The 26099-nt window shown below is 62.6% G+C and carries 26 protein-coding genes; 13 read left to right on the plus strand and 13 right to left on the minus strand.

What is annotated here, in order from left to right; genetic code table 11:
- Nucleotides 1-91 precede the first annotated feature (91 nt).
- Both C8K66_RS17495 and yedA read right to left on the minus strand, forming a co-directional pair.
- Nucleotides 92-1426, minus strand: a complete 1335-nt coding sequence (locus C8K66_RS17495) for a DEAD/DEAH box helicase (RefSeq protein WP_108525529.1) — start codon at nucleotides 1424-1426, stop codon at nucleotides 92-94.
- A gap of 60 nt (nucleotides 1427-1486) precedes the next feature.
- A complete protein-coding gene (yedA, locus tag C8K66_RS17500; protein WP_057005123.1) occupies nucleotides 1487-2383 on the minus strand; it encodes a drug/metabolite exporter YedA in 897 nt (298 codons plus the stop codon).
- Between the two features lie 160 nt (nucleotides 2384-2543).
- Here yedA and C8K66_RS17505 point away from each other — a divergent pair, with 160 nt between their 5' ends.
- Entirely contained in the window at nucleotides 2544-3005 is a 462-nt protein-coding gene (locus C8K66_RS17505) for an Lrp/AsnC family transcriptional regulator (protein ID WP_057005124.1), read from the plus strand.
- A gap of 175 nt (nucleotides 3006-3180) precedes the next feature.
- Here C8K66_RS17505 and C8K66_RS17510 read toward each other — a convergent pair whose 3' ends face one another.
- Nucleotides 3181-3477 carry a DUF6124 family protein gene (locus C8K66_RS17510; protein WP_017848305.1) on the minus strand — a complete coding sequence of 99 codons (297 nt, stop codon included), beginning with the start codon at nucleotides 3475-3477 and terminating at the stop codon, nucleotides 3181-3183.
- 494 nt (nucleotides 3478-3971) lie between these two features.
- Between C8K66_RS17510 and C8K66_RS17515 the strand changes: the two genes are divergently transcribed.
- Both C8K66_RS17515 and C8K66_RS17520 read left to right on the plus strand, forming a co-directional pair.
- Nucleotides 3972-4538 (plus strand): hypothetical protein, encoded by a 567-nt coding sequence (locus tag C8K66_RS17515; RefSeq protein WP_108525531.1) that lies wholly within the window; start codon nucleotides 3972-3974, stop codon nucleotides 4536-4538.
- Nucleotides 4528-4800, plus strand: a complete 273-nt coding sequence (locus tag C8K66_RS17520) for an acyl carrier protein (RefSeq protein WP_017848306.1) — start codon at nucleotides 4528-4530, stop codon at nucleotides 4798-4800. Before C8K66_RS17515 ends, C8K66_RS17520 begins: the two co-directional genes overlap by 11 nt.
- Nucleotides 4801-4975: 175 nt before the next feature.
- Here the strand turns inward: C8K66_RS17520 and C8K66_RS17525 are convergent, their stop codons facing one another.
- From C8K66_RS17525 to C8K66_RS17535, 3 genes are all read right to left on the minus strand, one after another.
- Nucleotides 4976-5587, minus strand: a complete 612-nt coding sequence (locus C8K66_RS17525) for a PolC-type DNA polymerase III (protein ID WP_017848307.1) — start codon at nucleotides 5585-5587, stop codon at nucleotides 4976-4978.
- A 46-nt stretch (nucleotides 5588-5633) separates the two neighbouring features.
- Nucleotides 5634-6110 (minus strand): NYN domain-containing protein, encoded by a 477-nt coding sequence (locus C8K66_RS17530; RefSeq protein WP_017848308.1) that lies wholly within the window; start codon nucleotides 6108-6110, stop codon nucleotides 5634-5636.
- Nucleotides 6111-6238: 128 nt separating this feature from the next.
- Nucleotides 6239-7003, minus strand: coding sequence for a DUF2076 domain-containing protein (locus tag C8K66_RS17535; RefSeq protein WP_017848309.1), 765 nt, complete (start codon nucleotides 7001-7003; stop codon nucleotides 6239-6241).
- A gap of 181 nt (nucleotides 7004-7184) precedes the next feature.
- Here C8K66_RS17535 and C8K66_RS17540 point away from each other — a divergent pair, with 181 nt between their 5' ends.
- Nucleotides 7185-7844 (plus strand): YciC family protein, encoded by a 660-nt coding sequence (locus tag C8K66_RS17540; RefSeq protein ID WP_046381956.1) that lies wholly within the window; start codon nucleotides 7185-7187, stop codon nucleotides 7842-7844.
- 40 nt (nucleotides 7845-7884) lie between these two features.
- Nucleotides 7885-8973 carry an endonuclease/exonuclease/phosphatase family protein gene (locus C8K66_RS17545; protein WP_079444772.1) on the plus strand — a complete coding sequence of 363 codons (1089 nt, stop codon included), beginning with the start codon at nucleotides 7885-7887 and terminating at the stop codon, nucleotides 8971-8973.
- Nucleotides 8974-9005: 32 nt separating this feature from the next.
- On the opposite strand, the gene hrpB is transcribed toward C8K66_RS17545, so the two are convergent.
- Nucleotides 9006-11513 (minus strand): ATP-dependent helicase HrpB, encoded by a 2508-nt coding sequence (gene hrpB / locus C8K66_RS17550; protein WP_108525533.1) that lies wholly within the window; start codon nucleotides 11511-11513, stop codon nucleotides 9006-9008.
- Nucleotides 11514-11696: 183 nt separating this feature from the next.
- On the opposite strand from hrpB, the gene C8K66_RS17555 reads away from it, so the two are divergent.
- The gene (locus C8K66_RS17555; protein ID WP_017848313.1) at nucleotides 11697-12116 is read left to right on the plus strand and encodes a hypothetical protein; all 420 of its coding nucleotides are present in this window, start codon (nucleotides 11697-11699) and stop codon (nucleotides 12114-12116) included.
- Between the two features lie 15 nt (nucleotides 12117-12131).
- Nucleotides 12132-13025: a cation diffusion facilitator family transporter gene (locus tag C8K66_RS17560; protein ID WP_017848314.1), complete on the plus strand. Its 894-nt coding sequence runs from the start codon at nucleotides 12132-12134 to the stop codon at nucleotides 13023-13025.
- Here the strand turns inward: C8K66_RS17560 and C8K66_RS17565 are convergent.
- Nucleotides 13022-14083 (minus strand): DUF6515 family protein, encoded by a 1062-nt coding sequence (locus C8K66_RS17565; protein WP_108525535.1) that lies wholly within the window; start codon nucleotides 14081-14083, stop codon nucleotides 13022-13024. The two genes, C8K66_RS17560 and C8K66_RS17565, sit on opposite strands and share 4 nt — an antisense overlap.
- 415 nt (nucleotides 14084-14498) lie before the next feature.
- On the opposite strand from C8K66_RS17565, the gene C8K66_RS17570 reads away from it, so the two are divergent.
- A complete protein-coding gene (locus C8K66_RS17570; RefSeq protein WP_003194418.1) occupies nucleotides 14499-14978 on the plus strand; it encodes an Lrp/AsnC family transcriptional regulator in 480 nt (159 codons plus the stop codon).
- Between the two features lie 162 nt (nucleotides 14979-15140).
- On the plus strand, nucleotides 15141-15350 hold the full coding sequence (locus C8K66_RS17575) for a DUF2788 domain-containing protein (protein ID WP_026140189.1): 210 nt from the start codon (nucleotides 15141-15143) through the stop codon (nucleotides 15348-15350).
- Here C8K66_RS17575 and C8K66_RS17580 read toward each other — a convergent pair.
- The 4 genes from C8K66_RS17580 to C8K66_RS17595 form a co-directional block, all read right to left on the minus strand.
- Nucleotides 15345-15980 (minus strand): pseudouridine synthase, encoded by a 636-nt coding sequence (locus C8K66_RS17580; RefSeq protein WP_046381941.1) that lies wholly within the window; start codon nucleotides 15978-15980, stop codon nucleotides 15345-15347. The genes C8K66_RS17575 and C8K66_RS17580 overlap by 6 nt on opposite strands.
- 71 nt (nucleotides 15981-16051) lie before the next feature.
- Entirely contained in the window at nucleotides 16052-17524 is a 1473-nt protein-coding gene (gene amn, locus C8K66_RS17585) for an AMP nucleosidase (protein WP_162231494.1), read from the minus strand.
- Between the two features lie 155 nt (nucleotides 17525-17679).
- Nucleotides 17680-19332 (minus strand): acyl-CoA dehydrogenase family protein, encoded by a 1653-nt coding sequence (locus C8K66_RS17590; protein WP_046381939.1) that lies wholly within the window; start codon nucleotides 19330-19332, stop codon nucleotides 17680-17682.
- A 69-nt stretch (nucleotides 19333-19401) separates the two neighbouring features.
- Nucleotides 19402-21795 carry a hybrid sensor histidine kinase/response regulator gene (locus C8K66_RS17595; RefSeq protein ID WP_108525537.1) on the minus strand — a complete coding sequence of 798 codons (2394 nt, stop codon included), beginning with the start codon at nucleotides 21793-21795 and terminating at the stop codon, nucleotides 19402-19404.
- A 288-nt stretch (nucleotides 21796-22083) separates the two neighbouring features.
- On the opposite strand from C8K66_RS17595, the gene C8K66_RS17600 reads away from it, so the two are divergent.
- From C8K66_RS17600 to C8K66_RS17615, 4 genes are all read left to right on the plus strand, one after another.
- Nucleotides 22084-22881 carry a hydroxymethylpyrimidine/phosphomethylpyrimidine kinase gene (locus C8K66_RS17600; protein WP_026140190.1) on the plus strand — a complete coding sequence of 266 codons (798 nt, stop codon included), beginning with the start codon at nucleotides 22084-22086 and terminating at the stop codon, nucleotides 22879-22881.
- Between the two features lie 18 nt (nucleotides 22882-22899).
- Nucleotides 22900-23529, plus strand: a complete 630-nt coding sequence (gene thiE / locus C8K66_RS17605; protein WP_017848322.1) for a thiamine phosphate synthase — start codon at nucleotides 22900-22902, stop codon at nucleotides 23527-23529.
- 11 nt (nucleotides 23530-23540) lie between these two features.
- A complete protein-coding gene (hemL, locus tag C8K66_RS17610) occupies nucleotides 23541-24824 on the plus strand; it encodes a glutamate-1-semialdehyde 2,1-aminomutase (RefSeq protein ID WP_046381936.1) in 1284 nt (427 codons plus the stop codon).
- 224 nt (nucleotides 24825-25048) lie between these two features.
- Nucleotides 25049-25603 (plus strand): tetratricopeptide repeat protein, encoded by a 555-nt coding sequence (locus C8K66_RS17615; RefSeq protein WP_017848324.1) that lies wholly within the window; start codon nucleotides 25049-25051, stop codon nucleotides 25601-25603.
- A 42-nt stretch (nucleotides 25604-25645) separates the two neighbouring features.
- On the opposite strand, the gene C8K66_RS17620 is transcribed toward C8K66_RS17615, so the two are convergent.
- Nucleotides 25646-25972, minus strand: a complete 327-nt coding sequence (locus C8K66_RS17620) for a DUF1820 family protein (protein ID WP_003194436.1) — start codon at nucleotides 25970-25972, stop codon at nucleotides 25646-25648.
- Between the last annotated feature and the right edge of the window lie 127 nt (nucleotides 25973-26099).

A 26099-nucleotide genomic window follows, 5' to 3' on the forward strand; every position in this document is an offset into this window, starting at 1 on the left:
CAGTTTTGATCTGTGAATACATTCAAAATGTGGGAGGGGCGGTGCGACGATTCGACTTGCCCTCGATGAGGCCATCAGCAGCGCCGCAAAATCACTTCTTCTTACGCGGCCCGGTGTTGAACACCGGCACCTTGCGCACCGGCTTGATCGACGGCTCGGCAGGCGCGACCTCGCCACTGTCCACCCACTTGCCCAGGTTGCGCTTGCCGCCACCACCGGAAGCCTTGGGCTTCTTCGGCTTTTTTGGTTTCTTCACCACTTGCCCACTGGCATCGGTGTCCGGCACGCGGTGTTCCGGCTCGAAGTCTTGCTCCATCTTGCGGGTCAAGGTCTGACGCGTGAGCATCTCGATGGCCGACAGCATGTTCACTTCATCGGCGCACACCAGGGAAATCGCTTCGCCGGTGTTGCCCGCGCGGCCGGTGCGGCCGATACGGTGGATGTAGTCTTCAGCCACAATCGGCAGGTCGAAGTTGACCACCAGCGGCAGGTCTTCGATATCCAGGCCACGGGCCGCCACGTCGGTGGCCACCAGGATCTGCACGTCGCTCGACTTGAAGCGGTCCAGCGCGCGTTGACGGGTCGCCTGCGGCTTGTCGCCGTGGATGCCGTCGGCATTGATGCCCAGGCCCTGCAGCTTATCCACCAACGCGTCCACGCCGTTACGGGTCTTGGCGAACACCAGCACCTGCTTCCAGCGGCCCTTGCGCATCAGGTGGACAAACAGCTCCGGCTTGCGCTTCTTGTCCACCGGCACCACCCATTGCTTGACGGTATTGGCGGCGACGTTGCGCGGGCTGACTTCGATGCTCAGCGGGTCGTTGAGCATTTGCCCGGCGAGCGTGCGGATTTCATCGGAGAAGGTCGCGGAGAACAGCAGGGTCTGGCGCTTTTTCGGCAGCATGCGGTAAATATTCGCCAGCTCCTCGGAGAAGCCCAGGTCGAGCATGCGGTCGGCTTCGTCGAGCACCAGGGTTTGCAGCTGATTGAGTTTCAGCGCGTTCTGGCGAAACAGGTCGATCAGGCGGCCAGGCGTGGCGACCAACACGTCGACGCCTTTGCGCAGCTTCATCATCTGCGGGTTGATGCTCACGCCGCCGTACACCGCGTAGGTGGTGAGTGGCAGGTGCTGGGCATACTCAGCAACGCTGGCGTGAACCTGCTCGGCCAGCTCGCGGGTCGGGCACAGGATCAGCGCGCGCGCCGAGTTGGCGGCGACTTTCGGCCCTTCCATGGTCAGCAGTTGCAGGAGCGGCACGGCGAAAGCGGCGGTCTTGCCGGTGCCGGTCTGGGCAGCGGCCATCAGGTCGCGGCCGGCCAGCACCGCCGGAATGGCTTGCGCCTGCACCGGCGTCGGGGTCTGGTAGCCGAGCGTCTCAAGGGCGCGCTGCAAGGGTTCGATCAGGCCAAGTGTGGCGAAAGTCATGTGGTTACCGTAGGGGAAATTCAGCGCCTAAGCGGGTAAAAAGGCGTTATGCGCGGCAGTTTACCTTATTTTCGGCCCAGGCTTTCGCCACTGGGGCAGGCTGATCAACAGCACGGCGCTGATGATCACCAACATGGCCAGTGCCTCTTCGATGCCGATGGACTCGCCGACAAACACGATCCCCAACAACACCGCCACCGCTGGGTTCACATAGGCATAGCTGGTCGCGGCAGCCGGACGCACGTGCTTGAGCAGGTACATATACGCGTTGAAGGCGATGATCGAACCGAACACCGTCAGGTAGGCCAGGGCCAGCCAGCCCTCCAGCGGCGGCATGGCTTGCAGGTGCTCACCGGACACCGCGCTGCCGAGCAACAGGGCCGCACCGGCCACCAGCATCTCCGCCGCACTGGCCATCGCGCCCTGGGGCAGCGGCAGTTGCCGGCTCCACACCGAACCGAACGCCCACGAGGCGGCGGCAAACAGCAATAAAGCCGCGCCGATCGGGCTCGATTGCAAGGTGCTGCCCATGTTGAGCATGGCAATGCCGATAATGCCCAGGATCACCCCCGCCCACTCCAGACGGGTATTACGCGCGCCCCAGAAGTAACCGCACAGCAAGGTGAACAGCGGCACGGTCGCCACGGCCAGCGCAGCGACACCGGACGACACCCCCGCGTGCTCCGCCAACGTGACGCCGCCATTACCGAAAGTGAGCAGCAAAATCCCGATCATCCCGGCAGACTTCCATTGCACCCACGTCGGCGCCGGCACTCCACGCCAGCGCAAAAACGCGTACATCAGCGCCCCCGCCGTACAGAACCGAATCCCCGCCAGCAACAGCGGTGGCCAGTACTCCACACCGATCCGGATCACCAGGTAGGTAGACCCCCAAATCACATACAGCGCAAAAAAGGCGGCGATCAACGGTAAGGGAAAGCGACGTGGGCCAGGCATTGGGCAGCTCTGCGGCAGAAAAAGAGAGGCTTATTCTAAAAAGACAGGTGCATAAACATAAGTTACAAAACCTGTTTAAACCGCCCATACACCTTTCAAAGCATGGTTATGAGGGCTATAAACCATGCTTTCGAAAGCCACCTGACGCTGGAGCCTTTTCATGGACAAATACGACCGCATGCTCCTCAGCGCCCTGCTCGAAGACGGCCGCGCGTCCTACGCGCAACTCGCGCGCACGGTCAACCTCTCCGCCCCCGCCGTGGCCGAGCGCGTGGCCAAGCTGGAAGCCAGCGGCGTCATCACCGGCTACCAGGCCAAGGTGGACCTGTCCAAAGTGGGTTTGCCGATCCAGTGCGTGATCGAACTGCGCCTGACCAACCATGGCAGCCAGAAGGTGTACGACGCCCTGGCCGAAATCCCCGAACTGACCGAATGCCACCGGGTCACGGGCGATCCGTGCGTGATCATGCAAGCGGCGGTAGGCTCGATGCCGGAGCTGGAGAGTTTGATTAATCGGATAGCGAAGTTCGGGTTCAGCAAGACCTCGATCATTTTGTCGAGCGCGATAGAGCGGCGGGTGCCGTTGGGGCAGTTGGAGGGGAATGGGAAAAGTGGTGGCTGATCCAGCGCCATCGGGGGCAAGTCGAATCGTCGCACCGCCCTTCCCACTTTGATGGATGAACACAGTCAAAATGTGGGAGGGGGCTTGCCCCCGATAGCAGTGGATCAGTCAGCTTATGTGTAGCTGACCCACCGCAATCGGGGGCAAGCCCCCTCCCACATTCGTTATGTGTGGTTCAACGAGGTTGCACACACTCCAGCGCCCGATCCACCACTCCCTTCGCCATTTCCACCAAATGCATCACCGCACGCTGCTGCGCGTTCATCGCCTCACCCGGCAAGTGCGCAGTTTTCACCGCGCAATGCAGCAAGTCCGCCGCATGGGCGAGGGCATCTTCGAGGCTCAGGTTGTCATTCAGGATGAAGGTGGGCGCATCCGGGGCGGACGCTTTGAGGTAGTAGTCGATGGCGCGGCGGTTGAGCAGGGCGTCTTCGCTCAAGAAGTCTGGTGGATCGGGGGTGACTTTGACCATGGTGTAATTCCTCTGAAATAAGAGGCCGTCACCGTTCGCTTGCACGCGAATGAGGGTGGCAGCTGTACGCAGGTGTGCAAGACCGGGGCAAAGGAAACCCGGCAGACCCCGAAGGTCTCCAGCGCACAGCCGCCATAACAGATAAACGCCGACCACTAAAAACCAGGCGTTGAGATGTAGGGCGCTAGTGCACCTTTGCGAACCGGACTTGCACGTCCGATCATCGATGATTCGATGACGAGGCGAGACTAGCTACCTGATCCGAGGGGCGCAAGGCCGTGGAATTCTCTAGGAAACGTCCCGCAAATGAAAGGGATTGGTCTTGCTTGCCACTAAAACATCAGTTCTTTGTGGAGGCTTTTAGCGGTCTTCTGAAACGTCAGTAGGCTAAGCGCTACTGCTTCGTCGGACCTTTCTGGTTTTTCCCGCCAACCACCAATCGCCCTTTGCTGAAACTTACTATCCGCCTGTCATTTACGTACAGGGACTACGGCATGCAGGAAAGCGATCTTCATACAGCAATCATGCGAAGCAAGTTTGAGCTCGAAAGCAAGGGCATCGATTTCGGCTCAACTTCAAGCATGGCGTTTCATATGGGAAACACAATGACAAGCTGCCCGGCAGTCATGGCTTTGCCTAATTCGCCAGGCTGGACCCATGGCGCCAGTTATCAGTTACTCAAGCCCATTCATGCGGAATCCTCGGTGCCGAGCACTACTTTTGACGAACTCTGGAAGTGTACAAAGCAACACTACGGCTTGACGACTGCAACGCTTCTCACTGGTGCGGCGGGCATACCGATAAGCAAAATTGCCGTGGGCACTTGGGTTCAAGTCGGCTCCAGCAAAACGACGAACCTGGCTAGCCTCATCGGAATGCGCTTCTTCCCTCGTACATTGATCAGGCAGCCAACCGTGGCCAGAATGGCGAAAGCAACATTTGGAACTGTCAGGGTATTTGGCATTATCGGGCGAGGCATTCCCTTCGTGGCTGCGGGGTTGGCTGTCTTTGATCTAATCAGTATTGGTAAGTGTGCCTACGAGGCAAGAAATGGAAAGTAATCTGACCCGAGCCGAGATCAGCGAAAAGGTCATTCAACTGTTCGTCGATATCATCGGCTTCATCGACCGCAGCCAGGTGACGGAACAAACGGATTTCATCCATGACTTCAAGATCATCGATGACGATTTGACTTGCTTTGTCATGCAGATCAAGTGGCAATTCAAACTGCGCGCGACGCAGGCAGATTGGGATCACATCACCACCCTTGAGCAAATTGTCGACTTGATCGTTCAGCGTTCAAATCTGCAGTGCGGCCTCTGACGCCATCGGGGGCAAGTCGAATCGTCGCACCGCCCTTCCCACTTTGATGGATGAACACAGTCAAAATGTGGGAGGGGGCTTGCCCCCGATAGCAGTGGATCAGTCAGCTTATGTGTAGCTGACCCACCGCAATCGGGGGCAAGCCCCCTCCCACATTTTGAACGGCGTTGTTCTATCAGAACCCGCGATGCTTCTTCAAATGCTCATTGATCTTCGCCGCCGGGACTTTCTGCAAGGTACACAGCAGGTCGTGGGACAGCTCGCGCAAGCCATGGGTCCGTCGCAGTTGCTCGGCCAGGTGCGCCGTCAGGTTAGCCGCCATCTCCGCATCGGCCATGGCCCGGTGAGCCTGGCCGGTGTGGGGCAGTTGGGCATAGCTGTTGAGGGTGCCGAGTTTATGGTTGGGTGCAGCAGGCATGAGGCGGCGGGCCAATAGCAGCGAGCAGGCGAATTTTTGCAGGCGGGTGCGGCGGATCAGGCCCAGTTCGAAGTCCCAGAACTTCTGGTCGAACGCGGCGTTGTGCGCCAGCAGCGGTGTGGTGCCGACGAACTCGTTGACTTCGTTCATCACCCGCTCGGCCGGCGGCGCGCTGCGCAGCATGGCGTTGCTGATGCCGGTGAGCTGTTCGATAAAGCCCGGCACGCGCACGCCGGCGTTCATCAGGCTCTGGTAGCGGTCCACGATCTGGCCACGTTCGAGGATGACCACCGCGATTTCCGTGGCCCGGCAGTGGCTGCTCGGGGTGATGCCGGTGGTTTCAAAGTCGATGACCGCTATACGTTCCAAACCTGTTCCAACTCCGTCTAAGCATTTATCTATTGAACCGCAGCGCTTATTTGAGCAGCAACGCGCCTTCGATCGGCACGTAGCGGCTGGCGGCGCGTATCAGTGAGTTGGCCGTCAGCCCCGGCACGCCGTAGGCCACGGCTTCGACACCATGCTTGTGGATGATGCGGTCGAGCAGCATGTCGAAATCACCGTCGCCGGAAGCCAACACCACTTCGTCGACGTTAGCGGCGGCGTCCATGATGTCGATGGTGATACCCACGTCCCAGTCGCCCTTGGCCGAGCCGTCGCTGCGCTGGATGTAGGGTTTGAGCTTCACGGTAAAGCCCAGGTTGCGCAGGATCTGCTGGAATTGCTGCTGCTTGCTGTCACCACGGTCGATGGCATAGGCATACGCCTCGACGATCTGCCCGCGCGAGCTGATGTCAGCCCACAGGGCGGCGTAGTTGAAGTGGCAGCCATACGCCTGGCGCACGGTGTAGTAGAGGTTTTGTACATCGGCGAACACTGCAATTTTCTTCACCGCACTTCCCCATGACTGCCGCTTGGACCCCGGACGCGAAGGTCCGCAAAGGTTGCCAGTATGCCAGCCACGGGAAAGTTTCCGGGAAAAATCAGCCCGGGGCGGCAAAGCGCCCCGGCCTGGATGCGTCAGACGAAGGAATCGTCGTCGTCGAAGGAGGACGAGTTGTCGGAATAATCACTGTCCGCGAAGCTGTCGGAATTGTTGCTGCCCCAGTTGTCATTGCCCGCAAACTTCTGGTCATCGTTGCCCCAGTTGCTGTTGTCACTGGCAGGCGCGGGCACTTCACGGATGATTTCTTCCACCACTTGCGGCTGTTGCGAGTTGTGGTTGAACAGGCTGCTGATACCTTCCGCCAGCATCACACCACCGGCCACACCCGCTGCGGTTTTCAGGGCGCCACCGAGAAAGCCACTGCCGATGGGGGCGGCGGCGGGTTGTTGCGGCTGTTGGTAATTCTGCTGTGGGGCAGCGTAGTTTTGTTGCGGCGCAGGCTGTCCGAAAGACGGCCGAGCCGGTTCACGCCAACCGCCGCCGGATGAGGCCGGAGCGCTCTGTGGCGGTTGCGCGTCACGGGAACCGCCGCCGAAAATGCTCGACAGAAAGCCACCGCTGCTCGGCGCCGGTTGTGCCGCCTGGGACTTGGCCCGCTGCAGCTCGTCCTGCAATTGCTGGATCTGTTGCGCCTGCTGCTTGTTCTGCGCGTCGAGGTTCTTGAGCGCGTGTTCCTGCACCAGGATTGACTGGGTCATGTAGTACCCGGCCGCCGGTTGGCGCGTCATATGCTCCTTGATCCGCGCTTCGGCCTGCGCGTCGCGGGGGGCTGAGTCCGTTTCGGCCTGTTGCAGCCGTGAAAACAGTCCATCGATCAGGGTTTGCTCTTCGCTGTTCATGGCGACCTCGTTAGATTGCCGGTAGAAATCATGGTCCGGCCTGTGATCAGGCTCGGTCCTGCTAGTTATGGGGGTGTTACCAGTTGTTTCAATGGTCTTTACTCAAGGTTTACGTTTGCTTGCTCACGGCACCTATCGGTTAAAGTGTGCCCCTGCTTTTTTTCGGCCTGTGATGACTCTGATGAATCCGTTAGATGTGCTGCGCGACTCCCTCCGTTTCACCCAGCGCAACCTGGGCGCCATCGTCCAGCTGTGCCTACCGCTGGTGATCCTCGAAGCCCTGCTGCAACAGGTGCTCGACCACACGCTCGGCCCGGATGCCTTCCCCGGCTACAGCGTGGTGGTGGGGTTGCTGGTGTATCCGCTGTACACCGGGGCGCTGATCCTGTTTCTCGACGCCCGCACCCGTGGCGAATCGCCGCGCACCAAGGATGTGTGGGCCATGGCCCTGACGCTGTGGCCGCGCTTCGCCCTGCTGACGGCGATGAGCACCCTGCTGATACTGCTCGGGCTGTCGCTGTATTTCCTGCCGGGCCTGTGGCTGATGGTGGTGCTGGCGTTCGCCGAGTACCTGCTGGTGCTGCGCGGCATGCCTGCACTGGCGGCGATGAAGGAAAGTTTGCGCCTGACCCGCGGGCATTTCTGGCGAATCCTGGTGTGCCTGCTGTGCGTAATGACACCACTGTGGCTGCTCAAAGGCGCCAGCATGGCCGCGTATCCCGAGCCCGCGCCGTTGCTGGGCGTGCTGATCGACAGCGCGCACAGCTTCCTGCAGCTGTTTACCAGTGTGGTGCTGTTCCGTTTATTTATGCTGATCGGTGGCGACGCCGACGTGCGGTGATATGCTCCGTGTCACCCCTGACACGCTATAAGCCGAGCCGATGACCCGTTTATTGCGCATCACCTTGCTGGGCCTGCTGATCATCGCGGGCCTGCTGACGGCCCTGATCTACAGCCTGACCTGGCGCCCCGCCGACAAGCAAACCCTGCCCGTGAGCTGCATCGCGCCCCGTGCACCGACCCTGCTGCCCGGGCAGGCGCTCAAGGTGATGACCTGGAACGTGCAGTACCTGGCCGGCAAGAACTACGTGTTCTGGTACGACACCGCCGACGGCAGCGGCCCGGACGACCGCCCCACCGTCGAAGACATGGCCTTCAGCCTCGACGAAGTGGCCCGGGTGATTCGCGACGAACAGCCCGACATCCTGCTGTTGCAGGAACTCGACGAAGGCGCCAAGCCGTCCCACTACCAGGATCAGGTGGCGCTGCTGCAAGAGCGGCTCGTCGATCTCTACCCCTGCAGCGCCCAGGCCTTCGACTGGAAAGCCGACTTTATCCCCAACCTGCATATTTTCGGCAGCGTCGGCCGCAAGCTGGTGACCCTGAGCCGCTACCAGATCGAACACGCCGAACGCCTGCAACTGCCCGTACCGCCCGCGGATTTCATCAGCCGTCAGTTCCAACCCAAACCGGCGTTGCTGCTGACCTATCTGCCCTTGAGCGACGGCGGCCAACTGGCGGTACTCAACACTCGCCTGGAGGGCGACGCACCCGGGCGCAGTGCGGTGCAAGCACAAGTCCAGGCCACGGTGAAACTGCTGGATAAGTTCGAAAGCCGCGGTACGCCGTGGTTGATCGGTGGGGATTTCAATTTGCTGCCGCTGGGGCAATTCCTGCGCCTGGATGCCGGTAAACGCGGGCAATATTCACCGGACAGCGAACTGCATCTGCTGTGGGACAAATACCCGATGATCCCGAGCAACAGCGAATCCAGCGGGATTGATCGTGAGCAGTGGCTGACGCACTTTCCGAATGACCCGAGCCTGGACGGGCCGGATCGCACCGTCGATTACCTGTTCTACAGCTCGCGGATCAAGCGTGTAGAAGCCAAGGTGCGCCAGGCGGATACGTTGCGCATTTCCAACCATTTGCCGGTCATCGCGCGCTTCCTGCTGCCCGCCGCGCAATAACCGCCCCTCCCACATTTGAATCGCGGTCACGCTTACTTGCGTGGTTTGATTCGGGCGGTGGCCTCGGCCACCAACGGGTCATCCGGCCAGTAATGCTTGGGATAGCGCCCTTTCAGATCTTTCTTCACCTCGGCGTAGGTACTGCGCCAGAAGTTCGCCAGATCCTGGGTCACCTGCACCGGCCGTCGCGCCGGGGACAGCAGGTGCAACTTGACCACCTGGCGCCCGCCGGCAATGCGCGGTGTATCCGCCAGGCCGAACAATTCCTGCAGGCGCACCGCCAGAATCGGCGGATGCTCGCTGTAGTCCAAGCGCACCGACGAACCCGAAGGCACTTTCAAATGGTGCGGTGCCAGTTCGTCCAGGCGTTGGGGCAACGGCCAGGGCAACAGGTTGTGCAGGTAGCTGGAAATATCCAGGTTGGCGAAATGACTGAGGCGCGAAACCTTGCCCAGGTAAGGCATCAGCCAGTGCTCCAGGCTGGCGAGCAAGGCGCTGTCGCTGACGTCGGGCCATTCGCTGGTGGTGCCGGTGTCCAGCTGGCGCAGCAACATCACGCGAGCCTGCCATTGGCGCAGTTCCGGCGTCCAGGGCAACAGCTCCAGGCCTTTGCGCCGAACCAGGTTGACCAGCGCCTGGCTGCGAGCGTTTTCGTCGAGGCCGCTGAGGGGTTCGCGGCTGAGCACCAGTTCGCCGACTTTGCGCTGGCGCTCGGCGCGCAGCACGCCTTCGCGCTCGTCCCAATCCAATTGGTCGACGGTGCGTACTTGTTCGGCGAGGACCGTGTCGAACAGCGCCGGATCAAAATCCGCCGCCAGGTAGATGCGTTCTTCGCGCTGGCCCTGGCGGCTGCCCAGGTCGGCAATCACCAGCCAGGCTTGTTTCATCAGGCTATCGGCCTCGGCGAACAAGGCGGCGCGGCCATTGGCCAGGCGGTATTCGGCGCCGCCGGGGCGGCGTTGTTGGGCCACGCGGTCGGGATACGCCAACGCCAGCAGCGCGCCGAGCCAACGCGGGTGATCGGGGTCGGCCACCGGCCTGGTCGCCTGGCCGCGCAAATAGCCGCGATATTGCCGGGCCAACTGCTTGGCGCGCTGAACACCACCCTGAGTGCCCCGCGCGCGTTCTTCACCGGACAATAACGCCAGGCGACTGTGCAGATCCGCGCCGCCCCCGCGCAGGATGTCGCGCTCGCCCAGCAGCGCGGCGACATCACACGCGGTGGCCGCCAGCCCCAGATCCTGCCCGCGCAGCAACAGATGGGCGATGCGCGGATGGGCCGGCAGCTCGGCCATCTTCTGGCCGTGGGCGGTCAGTTTGTCGTCATTCAAGGCGCCGAGGCGTTGCAGCAGGTCCTGAGCCTGGGCATACGCGGCAGCGGGCGGCATGTCGAGCCACACCAACTGCGCGGGCGCAACGCCCCAACGCGCCAGTTGCAAGGCCAACCCGGCGAGGTCGGCGGCGAGAATTTCCGCGCTGCCATAGGCGGCCAGGCCTTCGTGCTGGTCCTCGGACCACAAGCGATAGCACACGCCCGGTTCCAGGCGCCCGGCCCGGCCGGCACGCTGAGTGGCGCTGGCGCGGGAGATGCGCTGGGTGTCGAGGCGGGTCATGCCGCTGCCGGGGTCGAAACGCGGCACACGCGCCAACCCGGCGTCGATCACCACGCGCACGCCATCGATGGTCAGGCTGGTCTCGGCGATGTTGGTGGCCAGCACCACTTTGCGCTTGCCGGCGGGCGCCGGGTCGATGGCGGCACGCTGGGCGTTCAGGTCGAGTTCGCCATGCAGCGGGCAGAGCAGCACATCGCGGCGATCACCGAGCGCGTCCGCCAGTTGCTGGTTGACCCGGCGGATCTCCGCCTGGCCGGGCAGGAACACCAGCACGCTGCCGGTTTCGTCATGCAAAGCGTCGAGGATGGTCTGCACCAGGCGCGGCTCGATGAATTCACCGGCCTGGTACGGCCGCCCCCAGCGCATCTGCACCGGGAACATACGCCCTTCGCTGCGCAGGATCGGCGCGTTGTCCAGCAGCGCGGCCAGGCGCTCGCCTTCGAGGGTGGCGGACATCAGCAGGATTTTCAGCGGCTGCTCATCGCGAAACAGGTCGCGGCCATTCAGGCTCAGGGCCAGCGCCAGGTCGGCGTCGAGGCTGCGTTCGTGGAATTCGTCGAAGATCAGCAGGCCCACGCCGTCCAGCGCCGGGTCGTCCTGCAGGCGGCGGGTGAGGATGCCTTCGGTGACCACTTCGATGCGTGTGTTGGGCCCCACTTTACTGTCGAGGCGGATGCGGTAGCCGACGGTTTCACCGACCTTTTCCCCCAGCTCGCTGGCCAGGCGCTCGGCGGCGGCGCGCGCGGCCAGGCGTCGGGGTTCGAGCATCAGGATGGTCTGCCCGGCCAGCCAAGGCTCATTCAACAAGGCCAAGGGTACGCGGGTGGTTTTACCGGCGCCGGGCGGTGCTTCCAGCACGGCTTCATGGCGATTCGCCAAGGCGTCACGCAGGGCGGGTAAAACATCATCGATCGGCAACGAATTCATACTGGCTCCAAAGCAGAGCGGCGAGTATAACGGCGAACTGTCGGATACCGGTGGTGGTCTCCCGTAGGCGCGAGCCTGCTCGCGAAAAATCACAGAGCACCACGCACATTCAGGCAGCACGCGGTATCGTTAACGTCTTTCGCGAGCAAGCTCGCTCCTACAGTGACTGACAGGAGATTTTCCATGCGTATCGCTTCCCGTGTCATCGGCGGTGTCCTCGCCGTCACTCTGCTGAGCCAACTGACGGCCTGCGGTTCGATTTTCTATCCCGATCGCCGCGGCCAGATCGACGGCAAGATCGACCCGACGATTGCCGTGCTCGATGCCGTGGGCCTGCTGTTCTACGTGATCCCTGGCCTGATCGCCTTCGGCGTCGACTTCGCCACCGGCGCGATCTACTTCGAACCGGGCAAGACCGCACAAGTCGCCCCGGAGAAACTGCAGCAAGCCATCGGTGCCGACGGCAAGGTCGACACCGCCAAGCTGCAGACCATCATCCAGCAGGAAACCGGTCGCACGCTGCCGCTGGACGACCCGCGCATGATCCAGTTCAAGGGCAGCGTGCAACAACTGGCGGCCCTCGGCTTACAACCGTCCGCCTAAGGATCTGACCCGCTTATGACCAGCAGTCCCGAACACGCCCGGCTCTTGCGCCTGGCCACGCGCGCCTCGGTGGGCGTGGCCTCTGTGCTGATTGTGACCAAGGCCATCGCCTGGTGGCTCAGCGGCTCGGTGAGCATGCTCGCCGGGTTGACCGATTCGCTACTCGATGGTGTCACCTCGCTGCTCAATCTGCTGGCGGTGCATTACGCCCTGCGCCCGGCCGATGACGATCACCGTTACGGGCATGGCAAGGCCGAGTCGCTGGCCGGGATGGCGCAGGCGCTGTTTATCGCCGGCAGTGCGGTGCTGATTGCGTTGCAGGCATTCGAACGGATCAAGCATCCCGAACCGGTGGGCGCGCCGTGGCTGAGCATTGGCGTGATTATCTTGTCCCTGGCGCTGACCGTGGCCCTGCTGGTCCTGCAACACCACGTGGTGCGGGAAACCGGCTCAAGCGCCGTGCGCGCCGACTCGCTGCACTACCGCTCGGACCTGCTGCTCAATGGCAGTATCTTGATTGCGCTGATCCTGGCCGGTTTCGGCTTCCATCAGATCGACGCCTGGTTTGGCCTGGGCATCGCGGCCTACATTCTGTGGAGCGCGATCCAGATCGCCCGGGAAAGCTTTGCCGTGCTGATGGACGAAGAACTGCCGCCGGACGTCAGCCAGCACATGCTGGAATTGGCGCGTGGCGTACCCGGCGTGCTGGGCGCACACGACTTGCGCACGCGGATTTCCGGCAACCACTGGTTTGTGCAGCTGCACCTGGAATTGCCGGGGGAATTGACGCTGTCTGTCGCCCACGGCATCAGCGACCAGGCCGCCGATGCCATTCACAAAGCCTACCCGCGGGCCGAAGTGCTGGTACACGCCGACCCGTTGGATGTGGTGAGTGGCGCCCAGGCCTAGTACTGCACCTGATAGCCGCGACTGCTCAGGCAGTTGCCCTGGGCCTGGCGGTAGGCTTGCACCACTGCCGGGGCCGGAGCGTAGGTGACCGCTTGCGGGTCGAAGCCACTTTGCTGCACGGCCCAGCGATAACAGTCGTAACCATCCTGCTGCACCTGCGCCGGTGACTGGCCGTTGGCGGGATAGGCCACCACGTCATAACCGTTACCCTGGGGTGCTGGCTGCGGTGCCGGTACGGCGGTCGGCGGTTCCACCACCACGTACTGCTGGGTACTGTTTTCGTAGGTGTAATAGGCACCCGCCGCGAGGAAGAACAGCGCACCGCCCACCCACACTTCGCGCGCGTAGTCCGGCAAGTAATGCACGCGGATGCCATACGGCGGCGCCACCACTACATAGCGCGGGCCTTGCGGGCGATACCAGTAGCCGCCGGAGAAGAAATAATCCTGGCCACGGTAAGGCACGCGGTAATTACGCTCGGGAAAACGATCCACCATATACCCCGGGCGATACTGCGGGCCGGGGCCCCAGCCGTTGCCGTGCCCATCGGGGCGACCTGGCCAGCGATTATCACCGGGACGCTCATTGTGGTAACCGCCGTCGTTGCCTGGACGTGAACCGGGGCCGCCGGCCTCCCAATGTTGATTGCCGTCGTTGCGGCGCGGGATATCGCGGTAGTAACCCTCACGCGGTTCCTGGGTCTGGCGCACCGTATCGGGCCGCCCCTGGATCGGCAGGCTGTTCGACGGTTGTGGCTGCGGTGCCGGGCGACCCGGCTCATTGCCCTGGGGCCGGCCTTGCCCCTGACCGCCGCCGTTCGGGCCGCCGCGATCAAAATGCGGGTTCTCCGGGCGTGGCTGATTGTTCTCAGGCCGAGGCGGCGCGATCTGCGGGCGCGGCTGATTATTCTCGGGCCGCCCGCCACCTTCAGGGCCGCGTTCATGCTGCCCGCCGCCCTGCGGCCGCTCGGGTGAATTATCGCGCTCGTCCGCTGTTACCTGCGCGCTGACGCTGACCACCAACAAACCAACACCTGCCATTCGCCAGATGCGCTTCATGCTCTTCCTCACTGCGGTTTAGGGCTTATCAATGAGACTGGAAAAGCCTCGCCCGGTTCTGGAACAGGTTATCAGTCACGAGAACTATTTTCTTAAGGCAAAAAGAAAGGGGCAGCCCGTCGGCCGCCCCTTGAGAACTTCGTCCTGGCTCAACGCTTATGACGTTGGCTCACCTCACGCCGTCTTGTGGACAGTGTGCAGCCTGGAGGCCGGCTCAACCCTGCTGGGGTGGCGGCCGCAGCGGGCCTGATTGGGCGAGCTGCAGTGGACTATGTCCAGGCGGTGATTCTGTCGGTAATCATAGGCGCAGCGCCCCGGCAGATGATTGCGAAGATTGCGTCAATAAACAGTGCTTGCGCAATTTTTAACCCTTAAGGGATAATTCACCGCAATAGTTACGACAAAGGCCAGCCCCATGAGCAAACTTGACCGATACGACCTGAGTATTTTGGCGGAATTGCAGCGCGACGCGAGGATCTCCAACCAGGAGTTGGCCGAGCGTATCGGGCTGTCGCCGTCGCCCTGCTCGCGCCGGGTCAAGCAATTGGAGGACGACGGCTACATCGCCCGCCAGGTCGCGCTGCTCGACCGCAAGATGCTCGGCCTGAGCCTCACCGCCTACGTGCTGATCGGCATGGACCGCCACACCCCCGAGCGCTTCGAGAACTTCGAAGCCGCCATCCGCACCCTGCCGCAGGTGCTGGAATGCAGCCTGGTGACCGGAATGGATGCCGACTATCAGTTGAAAGTGGTGGTGCCCGACATGGATCACTACCAGAAGCTGCTGCTGGGCCACCTCACTCGGATCGAAGGCGTGACCAGCGTGCGCTCGAGCTTTGTGCTGAACCAGGTATTGAACAGCACCGAGCTGCCGCTGACCCACCTGCGTACTTGAGATCGGTGACGGTCAAAGGTAGGAGGGGGCTTGCTCCCTCCCACATTCAGCCTGTGTTTCAACCGTGAAGTCTGCCTGCGACGCACCGACGCAGGTCAATGCCCAGCCCGAGCACTGCCGTATACTTGCCGCCTGCCCTGTCGGAAGAAACCAATGAACTCGATTGACCCCGCACTATTCGAAGAATGGATGATGACCGGCCTGGTCACGATTCTGATCATTTTCATGGGCTTCATCGTCTGGGACCTGGCGAAGAAATCCAAGGCCGGGCGTTTCGGCTCGTTCATTCTGTTTTTCGTGCTGGGCCTGGGCGTGGCCGCGTTCGTCATCAAGAGCGTGGTGATCGGCCTGATCGAGTCCGGCGCCTTATAAGCGCGCCGGCACGGCCTTCCATTGGCCCTGCTCCAGGCCGTCGATGGACCAATCGCCAATCCGCACGCGCACCAGGCGCAAGGTGGGCAACCCCACCGCCGCGGTCATGCGCCGCACCTGGCGGTTTCGCCCCTCACGAATCACCAACTCCAGCCAGTGGGTCGGCACGCTTTTGCGAAAACGCACCGGCGGGTTGCGTGGCCATAACTCAGGCTCGTCCAGTTGCCGGGCTTCGGCGGGCAAGGTCATGCCGTCGTTGAGCTCCACCCCGTCGCGCAGGCGTTGCAGTTGTTCTTCGGTGGGTTCGCCTTCCACCTGCACCCAGTAGGTTTTCGCCAGCTTGTGCTTGGGGTCGGCAATCCGCGCCTGCAATTGACCGTCGTTGGTCAACAGCAGCAGGCCTTCGCTGTCACGGTCCAGGCGGCCCGCCGGGTAGATGCCGGGGATGTCGATAAAATCCTTGAGGGTCGCCCGCCCGCCTTCGTCGCTGAACTGGGTCAGCACGTCGAACGGTTTATTGAACAGGATCAGCTTCGGCTCGGCCGGTGGCGCCTTGGCGACGCGACGGGCTGCGGAATACGGGGCTTTCACGCCAGGGCGACGCGAATCGGGACGGCTGGGACGGGACATGGCGAAGGAACATCTAACGGTCAGGACCGACAATGCTAGTGGCCTGACCGCTAAATGACCATCCCAACCGCTTAGCGGAACGGCGGCTCGTCGAAGCTGCGCAGTTTGCGCGAGTGCAGCGAGTTGAGCTCGGTGCGCAACAGGTCGACCGCCTCGATGCCGATCTTCAAGTGCTGGCTGACCGCCCGCTCATAGAACGCGTTGGCCGAGCCCGGCAGCTTGATCTCACTGTGCAACGGCTTGTCCGAGACACACAGCAACGTGCCGTAAGGCACGCGCAAACGGTAGCCTTGGGCGGCGATGGTGCCGCTCTCCATGTCCACCGCGACGGCGCGGGACAGGTTGATCAGCGGCCGTTCCTGGGCCCAGCGCAGTTCCCAGTTGCGGTCGTCGTAGGTCAGCACGGTGCCGGTGCGCAGGCGCTTTTTCAGCTCTTCGCCTTTTTCGCCGGTGACATTGGCCGCCGCTTGCTGCAAGGCCATCTGCACTTCGGCCAGGGCCGGGATCGGGATGTTCGGCGGCACTACGCGGTCGAGAATGCCGTCACGGCGCATATAGGCGTGAGCCAGGACATAGTCGCCGATGGTCTGGGATTGGCGCAGGCCGCCGCAGTGGCCGATCATCAGCCAGCAATGCGGACGCAGCACGGCCAGGTGGTCGGTGATGTTCTTGGCGTTGGACGGGCCGACGCCGATGTTGACCAGCGTCACCCCGTGGCCGTCACTGGCCTGCAGGTGGTAGGCCGGCATCTGGTAACGGTGCCAGACCACGCCTGCGGCAATGGCGGACGCTTCGCCGTGGTCCATGCTCTTGTCGATGATCACGTTGCCCGGCAACACCATGCGGATAAAACGCGGGTCGCTGCGCAGTTGCTCCAGGCCATGCACGATGAACTGGTCGACATAACGGTGGTAGTTGGTCAGCAGGATCCACGGCTGTACATGGCGCCAATCGCTGCCGGTGTAATGCACCAGGCGGCGCAGGGAAAAGTCCACGCGGGCCGCATCGAACAGGGCCAGGGGCAGCGGGTCGGTGTTTTCCCAGTCGTACAGGCCGTCGGCGATGCCATCGGTGGCGGCCGACAGGTCGGTGCTGGGGAACACCCGCGCCAGGGTCGCGGCGGTCACGCCGGAGCCGGCCAGTTCGTCGCCCTGCTCGACCACATACGGGTAAGGAATATTCTGCTGGCTGACGCCGACTTCCACCGTCACGGTGAAGTCGTGCATCAGCGGCACCAATTGCTCCAGCAGGTATTTACGGAATGCCGACGGATGGGTGACGGTGACGCTGTAAGTCCCCGGCAGTTGGACCTTGGCATACGCCCGGGTGGTCTGTGGGACTTCGCCATGGCATTGGTAAGTCAGGCGCAGCTCCGGGTAACGAAACATCGCGCGTTGTTCGGCGTCGGGCTCGACGCGGTCCTTGAGGTATTGCTTGAGGGCCTGATTGAGCGCGCCGGTAGCACGCTCATGCAGAGCCGCCAGCCGGTCCACGGCTTCTTCGGCGGTTTGAACGACAACAAAAGCTTCGGTCACGGTAAGCATCCTGTGTGCTGACTTGCAGACCTTTATCTTGCCTGTATCCCGGCCAGACGCAAACTTTGAATTGGCATGCCTACTCAAGAAGAGCTCAGTCCCTGTGGGAGGCTGGCACACCGCGATCGCAGGCAAGCCAGCTCCCACATGTTGACCGCGTGTATTCAAAGGGCCTGTGGCGTGGACCGCGCGACAATCGCCTCAACATCCACGCCACGCGGCAAGGTGCCATACACCCGTCCCGACGACTGGCCCAAACGGCTGGCGATAAACCCATCGCTGACCGCCGCGTTCCCGGCCTCCAGCAACAACTTGGCCTGCAACGCTACGGCAATATCCTCGGTCAGTTGCCGCGCGCGGTACTGGATATCCTGGGTGTCCATGAACGCCGATTTCAGTTGCTCGACATGCCGCGCCAACTGCCTGTCGCCATGCCCGTCGCCCAGTTCGACGAACAGCGCTTCCAGCACGCCCGGTTCTTTGGACAAGGCGCGCAGCACGTCCAGGCACTGCACATTGCCGGAACCTTCCCACGTCGAATTCACCGGCGCCTCACGATACAAGCGCGGCAGGATACTGTCCTCCACATAACCGGCACCGCCCATGCACTCGGCGGCTTCGTTGATCATCGCCGGCGCGCGCTTGCAGATCCAATACTTGCCCACCGCCGTCACCAGCCGGGAGAACTTGGCTTCCTGCTCATCGCCCAAATGATCGAGGGCGCGGCCCATGCGCAGGCTCAAGGCCAGCGAGGCCTCGCTTTCCAGCGCCAGGTCGGCCAGCACGTTTTGCATCAGCGGCTGCTCGCTGAGTACGCGACCGCCGACCGAACGATGGGCGCAATGATGGCTGGCCTGGGTCAGCGCCTGGCGCATCAAGGCGCTGGAGCCGACCATGCAATCGAAGCGGGTCATGGCGACCATCTCGATGATGGTCGGCACGCCACGGCCTTCTTCGCCGACCATCCAGGCCAGGGCGCCGCGGAACTCCACTTCGCTGGACGCGTTGGAGCAATTGCCGAGTTTGTTTTTCAGACGCTGGATATAGAATTGGTTGCGCGTGTCGTCCGGACGGTGCCGAGGCAGTAGGAAGCAGGTGAGGCCCTTGTCGGTCTGGGCCAGGGTGAGGAACGCATCGCACATCGGCGCCGAGCAGAACCACTTGTGCCCCACCAGTTCATAGGCTTGGCCGGGACCGCCCGCGCCCACGGGGTAAGCACGCGTGGTGTTGGCGCGCACGTCGGTGCCGCCCTGTTTCTCGGTCATCGCCATGCCGATGGTGGCACCGGCCTTGTGGGCGATGCCGACGTTGCGCGGGTCGTAGTCGGTGCTGAGGATTTTCGGCAGCCAGGTCTGCGCCAGGTCCGGTTGCAGGCGCAGGGCCGGGACGCAGGCGAAGGTCATGGTCAACGGACAGCCGGTGCCGGCCTCGGCCTGGCTGTGCAGGTACGTCAGGGCAGCGCGGGCCACATGGGCGCCGGATTGTGGATGAGCCCACGGCAGCGACGGCAGGCCATGCTCGACGGCGGTGTGCATCAGCTCATGGTAGGCCGGGTGAAACTCCACCAGGTCGACACGGTGACCATAGCGGTCATGGCTGCTGAACTGCGGCTTGTTCTGGTTCGCCAAGAACCCCGCCGCCATCAGCGGCCCACCGGCCAACGCGCCATAGGCATCGAAGCGCGGTGCTGCCCAGCCGGCACCGAAGCGGTGCGACCAGTCTTGCAGCGGCACATCGATGCGGTACAGGTTGATGCCGTCCAGGGAGGGCGGCTGGTTGGTGACGTCGTGGGTTTCGGCGAACTGGTGCAGGTTCATGACGGGCCTCCTGGAAAAAAGGCCACCTGGAGTTGCGGCCCGAATTTCAGTTAAGCACCGTCATCTCGCTTAAAAAAGTGGCATACGCGCCGAATGTCCGGCGCTTTCGCCCTCTGACGGACACAGCAGCCGACGTTCCAGCAGCGCTTGCAGCGCGTCGAAACGTACCGGCTTGACCAGGCGCTCGGTGATGCCGATGCCATGGCAGCGCTCGCGTTCGGACACATTCAACGTGGTGCTCAGGGCGATCACCGGTAACTCGCCGCAGCCGGGCAACGCGCGAATCTGACAGCACAACGAGAAACCGCCTTCCGGTATATCCAGCAACACTGCGTCGAAGGTTTCCCCCTGCAACGCCGCCAACGCCGCCGGCCCGCTGTCGACGGTTTTCACCCGATAACCGAGCTTGAGCAACATGCCGCGCACCACCAACTGGCCGACGCTGTTGTCGTCCACCAGCAGCACCGCACACTGCGCAGGCGTGCGTGCGTGCGCGGGGCTTGCCGGGCGTGGCTCGGGCTGCAGTGGGGTGACCGCCAGCTCCAGCTGAAAACGACTGCCCTTGCGCGGTTCGGAATGATGGGTGAGGCGCCCGCCGAGTAATTCGATTAGTTGCCGGCAGATCGCCAGACCAATCCCCAGGCCGCCGTATTCGCGGGTCGTCGAGCCATCGAGCTGGAAGAACCGCTGGTACAGGGAGGCCTCGTCGAGGAACGCAAAGCCGATGCCCGTGTCGGTGACGATAAAACTCAGGCGCACGGTGCCATCGCTCAGGGGCACGCCGACCACCCGCAGACGCACGACGCCTTCGTGGGTGAACTTGAAGGCGTTGTCCAACAGGCAATCCAGGCACTGGCTGAGTTTGTCGGCATCGCCGCGCAGGCGATCGGGCAAGTCGTCGGCGATATCGATGGAAAAGGCCAGGCCTTTGCTCTGGGCGCTGGCGCTGAACTGCTGGCGCAAGGTGTCGAGCACGCCGCGCAGGCTGAACACCTTGGGCTGGGCACTCAGGCGCCCGGCCTGCAACTCGGTGAGGGTGAGGATGCCATTGACCATCCGCATCATGTCCCGCGCCGAGCCGGCGGCGGTTTGCTGGTAGTTCGCCAGGTCGTCGTCCAGGGGCACGGTCTGCATCAACTCCAGGGAGCCGATCACCCCATTCATCGGCGTGCGCAGTTCGTGGGTCAGGGTGGCGAGGAATTCGTCCTTGAGCCGGTTACTGCGGGCCAACTGCTGGTTGAGCACTTCGAGCTTCTGGCTCGCGTCGTAGAGGATCTGCGCCTGTTGCTCGCGCATGGCGTTGATGCGGTCCGCCAGGGCCAGGGACAACAGCGCCACTTCGATCGCCGAGCCGATCTGGCTGGCGTACATGGTGAGGAACACATTCGGCAGGTAACCCAGCACCATCAAGGTGTTGACCACGCCGCCCAGCAGGAACGCCGACCAGGCGATGATGAAATAACGCGCCACCCGCTGGCCGCAGTACCAGGCCTTGATGGCGGCGACGAAGATAGTCACGGTGAACACCAGCACCAGGCCGGTGGCCAGGCGCAGCGCGAGGGCGTAGCTGGTCATCAGTGAGAGCAGCATCACCACCGCGCCACAGGCCACCAGCGCCAGCAACAGGCGATTGATCCAGCGGCTGTGCTGGGCGGTGTGCAGGAAGCTGCGGGCGAACAAGCTGCCGAACAACGCCGCCGAGCCGATCATGAACGGCGTCGCGGCATTCGCCCACCAGGGGTTGTTCGGCCAGAAATACTCCACCGCCGCACCGTTCACCGACAGCTGGTACAGACCGAACGAGGCGATATAGAAGATGTAATAAAGGTAGCTGGTGTCGCGCACGCTGAGGTAGATGAACAGGTTGTACACCAGCATCCCCAGCAACACGCCATAGATCAGGCCCAATACATATAGGCGCAGCGGTTGTTGTTCCAGGTAGGCAGTGCTGGACCACAGCGTCAGCGGCGCCTGGATCGAACCTTCGCTTTGCAGGCGCAGGTAGACGGTCTTGGTTTCGCCCGGCGTGAAGTCGACCTTGAACAAGTAGTTGTTCTGGCGAATCTCGCGGCTGGAGAACGCCAAGGCATCCCCGGTGCGACCGGCCAGGCGATAGTTGCCGGTGCTGTCGGGCAAGTACAGGTCAAGGTGGTCGAGGGGCGGATAGGCCAACTCCAGCAGCCAGGTGCGCTGGGTTTCAGGCGGCTTGGGCTGGTAACGCAGGTTGACCTTGAGCCAGAACACCGAGCGCGAATAGCCGGCGTTGAGGGTGTCTTTGTCGTGGGGCTTGAACTGTGTGGCAGCGGCGGGAGCGCTCACATCAGCGATGGTCAGGGTGTTGGTCGGGTCTTCGAGCACTTGCATGGCCCGGCCCAGCGGCAGGCTTCGCGTGTCTTGGGTGAACTCAATGGCGTCGGCGAGCAGCGGTAGCCCGCACAATAATAAAATCAGCAAATAACGCATAGAGCCCCAGCGTGACCTGTCCGGTCATGTCAAAAAGCCCCCCATTCCTTTTGAGAAGACGTATACCGGCGATACAGTAAGTTGTTTCGAATCACTTTAGCATAGCTGCTAAAGGCCATTAGACACCATTGATATAATTTTTCTAAAGGCTCTAGAACAAGGCTTTCAGCGGACTTCACAACTAAAATCCGATACTAGCAAACAGCCATAACCGCCCATGGATCCGGGCAAAATTCAGCCATCGCCAGACGGCCACGCCAAAAGCGTTTGGTGGTAAGCTCGCGCACCATGAATATCTACAGCTCTCGCCCCGTTGTCCTCTGTCTCTCCGGCCATGATCCCAGTGGTGGCGCCGGCTTGCAGGCAGATATCGAAGCCCTGCTCGCCCAGGGTTGCCATGCGGCCCCGGCCGTTACCGCGCTGACGGTGCAGAACACCGTCAACGTCAGTGATTTCCGCGTGCTCGACCGCGAGTGGGTGCTGGCCCAGGCCAACGCCGTGCTCAGCGATTCGCCAGTGGCGGCGGTCAAGCTGGGCATGCTCGGCTCCACCGCGATGGTCGACACCGTGGTCGAGCTGCTGCAGGCGCACCCGCACCTGCCGGTGGTGTGCGACCCCGTGCTGCGCGCCGGCGGCGGCGGCAGCCTGGGCAAGGACGAAGTCGGCTACGCCATGCGCGAGCGGCTGTTGCCGTTGTCGCTGATCGCCACGCCCAACCTGCCTGAAGCACGCATCCTTGCCGAACTGCCTGAGGGCACGGCGGACGAATGCGCGGAAAAGCTGTTGCCGTTTATCAAGCACCTGCTGATTACCGGCGGCCATGGCGATGAGCACCAAGTCCACAACCGCCTGTACAGCCGCGACGGCACGCGCCAGACCTTTACCTGCCAGCGCCTGCCCGGCAGCTATCACGGTTCGGGGTGTACGCTGGCCAGCGCGCTGGCGGGCCGGATCGCCCAGGGTGAAGGCCTGGTCAGCGCCGTGCAATCGGCCCTCAACTACACTTGGCGCACCCTGCGTGACGCCGAACAACTCGGCCAGGGCCAGTTCGTGCCTCGCCGGCTGCCGCTGGATTTCTGCTCGTAACACCAAGAGGCCTGCCCGATGAAACTACGTGGCCTTTATGCCATTACCGACAGCCAATTATTGGCCGGCAAATTCCTCGCCTACGTCGAAGCGGCGCTGGATGGCGGCGTGACCCTGCTGCAGTACCGTGACAAAAGCAGCGACGAGGCCCGGCGCCTGCGTGAAGCGGAAAAACTCCGCGAATTGTGCTCGCGCTACAAGACCCAACTGATCATCAACGATGACGCCGAACTGGCCGCGCGCCTGGGCGTCGGCGTTCACCTGGGCCAGACCGATGGTCCCCTGACCACGGCCCGTGCGTTGCTGGGCTCCAAGGCGATCATCGGCGCCACCTGCCACAGCCAGATCGAACTGGCCGAACAGGCCGCGAAAGAAGGCGCCAGCTACGTCGCCTTCGGCCGCTTCTTCAACTCCAGCACCAAGCCCGGCGCCCCCGCCGCCAGCCTCGAAATGCTGGCCCAGGCCCGCGCGCGCCTGCAGTTGCCGATCTGCGTGATCGGCGGCGTCACCCTGGAGAATGCCGAACCGCTGGTGGCCCACGGGGCCGACTTGCTCGCCGTGGTACACGGCCTGTTTGGTGCCGACAGCACCCAGGAAGTCACGCGCCGCGCCCGCGCTTTCAACGATCTTCTTAAATCTTCAGTTTAGAGAGCCCGATCATGTCCCGTTCCGAAACCCTGTTTGCCGATGCCCAGAAACACATCCCCGGCGGTGTGAACTCCCCCGTGCGTGCGTTCAAGAGCGTCGGCGGCACGCCGCTGTTCTTCAAGCATGCCGAAGGCGCCTACGTCACCGACGAAGACGACAAGCGCTATGTGGACTACGTTGGATCCTGGGGCCCGATGATCCTCGGCCACAGCCACCCGGACGTACTCGACGCCGTGCGCCAGCAGTTGCAACACGGCCTGTCCTACGGCGCCCCGACCTCGATGGAAACCGAGATGGCCGATCTGGTCTGCTCGATCGTGCCGTCGATGGAGATGGTGCGGATGGTCAGCTCCGGCACCGAAGCCACCATGAGCGCGATTCGCCTGGCCCGCGGTTTCACCGGCCGCGACAGCATCATCAAGTTCGAAGGCTGCTACCACGGTCACTCCGACAGCCTGCTGGTCAAGGCCGGGTCCGGCGCGCTGACCCAGGGCGTGCCAAGCTCGGCCGGTGTGCCGGCAGACTTCGCCAAACACACCCTGACCCTGCCGTTCAACAACATCGCCGCCGTCGAGCAGATGCTCAATGAAGTGGGCCAGGAGGTGGCGTGCATCATCGTCGAGCCGGTCGCTGGCAACATGAACTGCGTACCGCCGGCCCCGGGCTTCCTCGAAGGCCTGCGCGCACAGTGCGACAAGCATGGCGTGGTGCTGATTTTCGACGAAGTGATGACCGGCTTCCGCGTAGCCCTCGGTGGCGCCCAGGCGCATTACGGCGTAACGCCGGACCTGAGCACCTTCGGCAAGATCATCGGTGGCGGCATGCCGGTGGGCTGCTTCGGCGGCAAGCGCGAAATCATGCAATACATCGCGCCGCTGGGCCCGGTGTACCAGGCGGGCACCCTGTCCGGTAACCCGCTGGCCATGGCCGCCGGCCTGACCACCCTGCGCCTGATCAGCCGCCCGGGCTTCCATGCCGAGCTGACCGACTACACCTCCCGCCTGCTCGACGGCCTGCAACAGCGCGCCGATGCCGCTGGCATTCCGTTTGTCACCACGCAAGCAGGCGGCATGTTCGGCCTGTATTTCAGCGGCGCCGACGATATCGTCACCTTTGAGGACGTGATGGGCAGCGACGCCGGCCTGTTCAAGCGCTTCTTCCACCTGATGCTGGACGGCGGCGTGTACCTGGCACCGAGCGCCTTTGAAGCCGGCTTCACCTCGATCGCCCATGGCGACGCCGAGTTGAAACTGACCCTGGATGCTGCCGAGCGCGCCTTCGCCGCCCTGAAATAACCGGCACAGCATTCTGACGTCGCCCCCGGCGGCGTCAGATTTGCTACTTTGCTTACAGACTTTTCCTGGTTTTCTCGAGAAATCACCTGCAATCCGGCAGATAACTTGCCCAACCGGCAGAAAAACGAGTAAAGACTTTGTAAGCAGAGGTCTGCTTATTTCATAATGCGCGCTTATTGGACCCCCGAGGGTCCGCGTGCCCCGTCAGAGGTAAGTCGATTCCCATGAAACGCACCGGCCGCACCCTGGTCCTGGGCTGCCTGTTGCTCCTTCAGCCGCTGCTGGCACATGCACAAGCAGGCGGCAACTCGTTGTTAATCCCAGCGATGGGTCGTTGCACCCTCAATACCCAGCCAGACAGCCAGGCCGAAGCCCTGAGCGCGTGCCAGAAACAGGCCGACGGCGGGGATGCGCAGGCGCAATACGAGTTGGGCGAGTACTACCACGACGGCAAGAACCCCGCGCGCGACCTCAACAAAGCGTTGAACTACTTCGAAAAAGCCTCGCTGCAGGGCCACGCCCAGGCGCAATTCCAGCTGGGCACCATGTTCTTCAAAGGCGAAGGGGTGCCGGCCAATAACGTCCAGGCGTATATCGTGCTGAAAATGGCCGCGGTCAACGGCGCCGAAGACGCGCTGGACACCGCCGACGAAGTTGCCGAACACATGCAGCGCGATGAACTGGAACTGGCGACCCAGGTGCTGGGCCAGATCTTCCGCAATTATCTGCAGGAACTGCAGAGTGCGGATGGGCGCTCGCCGTTCTCGCCCCTGCCCTGATCGACCGGTGACGAGGGAGCCAGCGCCCTCGCTACAAACGCCCTACTTCTCTGGCATCGGCATCGGAAACGGCATGACATTGCTCGTGCCACGCGCTTCGCTGATCTTCGGCGTGCCCAGGCGCTCGACTTCATCGATACGCACGATCGAATGCATCGGCACAAAACTGCGCACCACGCCTTCGAACTGGGCCTTGAGTTTTTCCTCGCCCGGGTCGACGACCAGCTGTGTGCGCTCGCCAAAGACGAACTCTTCCACTTCCAGGAAGCCCCACAGATCACTTTGATAGATCTGCTTGGCGTACATTTCGAACACCTGGCCCTGGTTGAGGAAAATCACCTTATAGATTGGAGCTTCACGTTTGGTCATGGTGGGCGGGGAACACATCGGGGATATAAAAGAGGGCGCGAACTATAGCATGGCACCCGATGCACAGTGCTAGGAACCGATGGACATGACCCCTATAATGCGCGGTTCTTTACCACCAGTTGACGAT

Origin of the sequence: Pseudomonas sp. GV105, from assembly GCF_003058185.1 — a bacterium.
GTDB classification, from domain to species: Bacteria; Pseudomonadota; Gammaproteobacteria; order Pseudomonadales; family Pseudomonadaceae; genus Aquipseudomonas; species Aquipseudomonas veronii.